The 4,485-nt window shown below is 61.4% G+C and carries 2 protein-coding genes; one reads left to right on the top strand and one right to left on the bottom strand.

Features of this window, described 5'->3' with window-relative positions; all coding sequences use genetic code 11:
- Positions 1 to 2,023 (bottom strand): hypothetical protein (locus AB4043_RS21280; RefSeq protein WP_442308010.1); only part of this gene is annotated, 2,023 nt, incomplete at its 3' end.
- A 133-nt stretch (positions 2,024 to 2,156) separates the two neighbouring features.
- Between AB4043_RS21280 and AB4043_RS21285 the strand changes: the two genes are divergently transcribed.
- Positions 2,157 to 4,301 carry an outer membrane protein assembly factor BamB family protein gene (locus AB4043_RS21285; protein ID WP_442308011.1) on the top strand — a complete coding sequence of 715 codons (2,145 nt, stop codon included), beginning with the start codon at positions 2,157 to 2,159 and terminating at the stop codon, positions 4,299 to 4,301.
- Positions 4,302 to 4,485: the final 184 nt, after the last annotated feature.

Here is a 4,485-nt window from a genome sequence, read left to right on the forward strand (position 1 = left end):
CCTTCGCGGTGCTCTTCGCGGCCGGTCTTGCAGAGAGTTGTTTGTACAGGGCCGGATCGTAGTCGTCCAGGCCGACGATGCCGTGCAGATGGTTTGCGGAGACCCACGGCAGCCAGTGCCGGTGCGAGCCTACGCCGCGGCCGTTCGGACCAGGGCCAAGTCGGAAATTTTCCTGCTGCCAGCCAGGGCCTCTCATGTCATACTGCCGGCCCGGCAGCGCAACCATGGACTTAGTGTCCATCAGCAGCACGCGCGCAACAGCGAGATAGTGCGGATCTCTAGTCTCCTTGTAGAGGCGGGCATAGGACGGCACGGCCCAGTCGAGATATTCGTCGGTACTGCCGGTGTTGGCCGCGGTGATGTCCTGCAGACCAACCGTGGGCACGCTCTTTTTCCAATGCAGTTGCGCGTCGTCGGCATCGGCAGCCATGGGAAGGTTCCAAATCCAGATCCAGCTTTCCGCGAAATTGCCGGCGGCTTTGGCACGATCCAGCCATTTGGGGTCTTTCGTTGCATCGTAGAGTGCGAGGTAGGCCTCTAGACTCAACATGCCCGCTTCTTTGTCCGTGATGTTGGGGTTGTCGCTGGCGCCGCCGATGAAGAGCCCGCGTGTGCCCCACGTGGACCAGACATACTCCGCCGCGCGAATGGCGGTGGCCTGATATTTGGGGTCGCCAGTGATCTGCGTCATCAGCACGAAGAGCGGCACGACGTTGTAGCCGCTAGTGCCGGTCGGCTCCATGACTTCATTCGTGCCTGGCTTCCAACGGCGTGGGTACGAGCCGTCGGGCCGCTGCTGCTCGACGAGCCAGTCGGAGTACGATTTGACCCACGCGAGCCACTCCGGGTGCTCGCGGCCTAGAGCCTGCTCACGTTGATACGCGTGCATCAGTGTGGTCATATCTTCCGTCGCGTTGCGCAGCCAGGGCGCGACCCAGATGTGGTCCCACGGCTTGCCTGTTCTGAGGTCGTAGCCCGTTGCCTCAAGCGGAATGGAGTGCAGCGCCGTAATGTTGGACGCGATGATGGCGAGACCGGTCTCACGCATCTTCCGGCCGCGTTCGGTGTGGTCGCGGTCACCCTCCTGCAGCAACTGGTCGGCGCACTCAAGGTTCTTGCCGACAAACCCCATGGCAATCATCGTCCGGTTCCACTGCGTCATCTCCTGCGTCGTATTGAGCACGAACGGCATGCCGGTGCGGCCGTCAATGGTCATGGCATTTGCTTCCAGATGATCGAGCAGCACGCGACGAACGAGATTAACGTCGAGGTCCAGCACGGGAGGATTTAGCGTGTTCCACGCCCAGCGCCAGGCATCGCGCGTCACGTCGCGGAAGGACTCGTTCTCACCGAAGCGGAAGCGGACCTCGTAAGTGTGCGTGAAGCGGTCGCTGATGGGGTGGTAGCGGCGTATCCAGCGCATGGCGGGCGGAGTGCCGGACGTTGCCAGAGGCGCAGGAGTGGTAGAAGCGCGCGTCTCCGAAGTGACAGGCCGGGCGCCGGCGGGCCGGCCACCGCCGAAGTCCGTGCTGGTGGAGGGGTAGCGAAAGCCAAGCTGGACTGCGCCATCTTCTGCCTGCCACGTGCCCATCGCGCCGAACTGGATGCGTGGGTCGATCATCACCAGCTTCGTGAGCTTCGTCTCCTCTTCGATCGAGTCGCCACGCGGGTGGGGATCGAGCATTGCAATGGAGGCGCCGTTTTGAAAAGAGAGTGCGAACAGCGGTGCGGCGAGGATGTCCTCGCGCATCACCAGCCGCCGCGCGTTGTAGGTCAGCGTTCCGCCGGGAGAGCGATCGCCGTCGTAGGTGGGATCGGCATAGATCGCACCCGGCGCCATGAAGTTGATGTCAGTCCAGCCGACGGCGCGGTCGAGCGAGAGGTCGATGGCAGAGCTGAAGCCGCCCGAGGCATTGCCCTGCACCCTAACCTCACGGCGAACAGAGAGCACACCGCCGCTCAAGCCCCAGACGAAAGCAGCGGTTGGCCGGCGGGAAGTAGTGCCGATGATGTTCATCTTCATTTCATCTGCCTCGCCTCGCAAAAGATGGAGCCGAACTCGACCACAGCACTATATACCCCAAGTAAGCGTTTACTTGTTAGGATTGAGCGCCATAAAGTTCTGGCGATAAACATGGCTTGAGAAGGAGGTTGGCATGCGGACACTTGCCGCGTTGATCTGCGGAGTGGGATTTTTGATTTACGGAACTGCCACAATGGGTCAGGTCGCCGCGGCGGCGCAGGCCACCTCCGGCGCAGGCACAGCGCAGACGGAACACGGAGCCGCCGTCTATAGCGCGAAGTGCGCCACCTGCCATGGAGAGAACCTACAGGGCTCGTTCAACGCGCAGRCCCTCTCTGGCAATACCTTCCAGTCGCAGTGGCAGTCGAGGACGGTGGCTGAGCTATTCGGAACGATCTCCGAGACCATGCCCCTGACGAGTCCCGGATCGCTTAGCCGTGAAGATGCCCTTGCCGTACTGGCGTTCATCCTCCAGCGCAATGGGGCGCCAGGGCGGCCTCAGGCATTGACCGCCGGCTCGCCGGCTCCTGTCGGAGAGGTCCTCAGCGGGCAGGCGAACCCAAGTGCACCGGCAGTGATGGGCGTACCGGACCAGATTGGTGGCCGCTATGGCAACAACGGCCCTCGCGAAATTCTGAACATCACGGACCGCTCAGGAATCGGACTCGATGCGGCTGCACAGATGCACCTGAAGCAGCTTAGCTCTCCGCTCGATGGGGTCACTCCCGTCACCGATGCGATGCTGCGCGATCCATCTCCCGCCGACTGGCTGATGTGGCGCCGCACCTACAACGCCTGGGGCTACAGTCCGCTCAACCAAATCAATCGTGACAACGTGAAGAACTTGAAGGTGGCATGGACCTGGGGCCTGAACTCCACCGGCTTTACCGAATTCACGCCGCTGGTACACGACGGCATCCTCTACGTCTGGAACTTCGGCGAGACGGTGCAGGCGCTCGATGCGCGCAACGGGAACCTCCTCTGGAGTTTCCATCACGACATTCCTGCCTCGTACCACCGCGATGTCTTCTACAGAACCAAGCGGGCCCTCGCCATTGGCGGCGACAAGCTCATCTTCCCCACGACGGACATGCACATCATTGCCCTGGACACAAAGACGGGCAAGGTGGTCTGGGACGTAGCGACTGACGATTACATCAAGAGCCACCGCGTTTATAACGGCGGTCCTTTGGTCGTCAACAACAAGGTCATCATGGGTGCCAGTGGCTGCGCACCCGGCGGCTCAAGTTGTTTTGTCGCTGCGTACAGCCTCGACAACGGCAAGGAGTTGTGGCGTTTCAACACCATTGCGCAGCCTGGCGAGCCAGGAGACGAGACATGGAACAACGTGCCTGCCAATAAGCGATGGGGCGGATCGATCTGGATACCACCCAGCTACGACCGCGACCTCAACCTGCTCTATGTGGGCGTCGGCTCGCCCTTCCCCTGGTCGTCGATCGACAGAGGCACCTACAATCCTGACGGCGGCACCCATGGCGACTCGCTCTATGTCGAGTCCACGCTGGCCCTCAATCCGGACACAGGAAAGCTCGTCTGGTATTACCAGTACCTGCCCAACGATACCTATGACCAGGACTATGCCTTCGAGCGCATCATCGCTCCCGTGGAGTGGCAGGGGCAGCAGCGCAAGGCGGTGCTCACGGCCGGCAAGCCCGGCGTGATTGAAGCAGTGGACGCCGCAACCGGCCAATGGCTCTTCGGGCGCGATCCCGGCGCGCAGAACATCTTCACCTTCGACCCGAAGACCGGCGCCAAGACGCTTCTTCCCCCAGTGCTTCCCCAGGGAGTACGCCGCTGCCCGAGCAACAATGGAGCCCGCAACTACCTGGCCGGCTCTTACGATCCGAACACCAATCGCTACTATCTCTCCATTAATGATGTCTGTACCGGGAAGGGCGGAGATTCGCCGGATCGCATGGTTGGTTTCGATCTAAAAAGTAAAGAATTTACGATGGACATCAAATCTCACGTGATGCAGTCATCGGCGAAGCTCACGACCGCGGGCGGCCTGCTGTTCTCTGCTTCTGCCGACCGCTATTTCCGCGCCTTCGATGACCGCGATGGAAAGGTGCTTTGGGAGACCCGCGTCCAGGACGTGCCCAACGCCTTCCCGATCACCTATATGGTCGATGGGAAGCAGTACATCGCCATGATCGCCGGCAATCCTGGGCTGATCGGCAGCAGCGCAGTTCGAGCATCGGCGGAATATATGCGCCCTGAACCGACCTCTGTTTTATGGGTGTGGCAGCTGCCGTGACTCGCAGGAATTGCTGACTTCGTCAGGCTCTCCGCTCTCACAACATTCAGTCGGTGTGCGGTACCCCGTGGCCCTCCGTTGAGGGGTTCACCGCCCCACCTGAACGAGGATGCTCTGCGCCTGACGCCCTACATCCGGATCGGCTCCTTGTGCTGCCACGGTCAGGTGAAGTACAGCATCCTTG

Source organism: Terriglobus sp. YAF25 (assembly GCF_052113305.1).
Classification (GTDB): Bacteria; Acidobacteriota; Terriglobia; order Terriglobales; family Acidobacteriaceae; genus Terriglobus.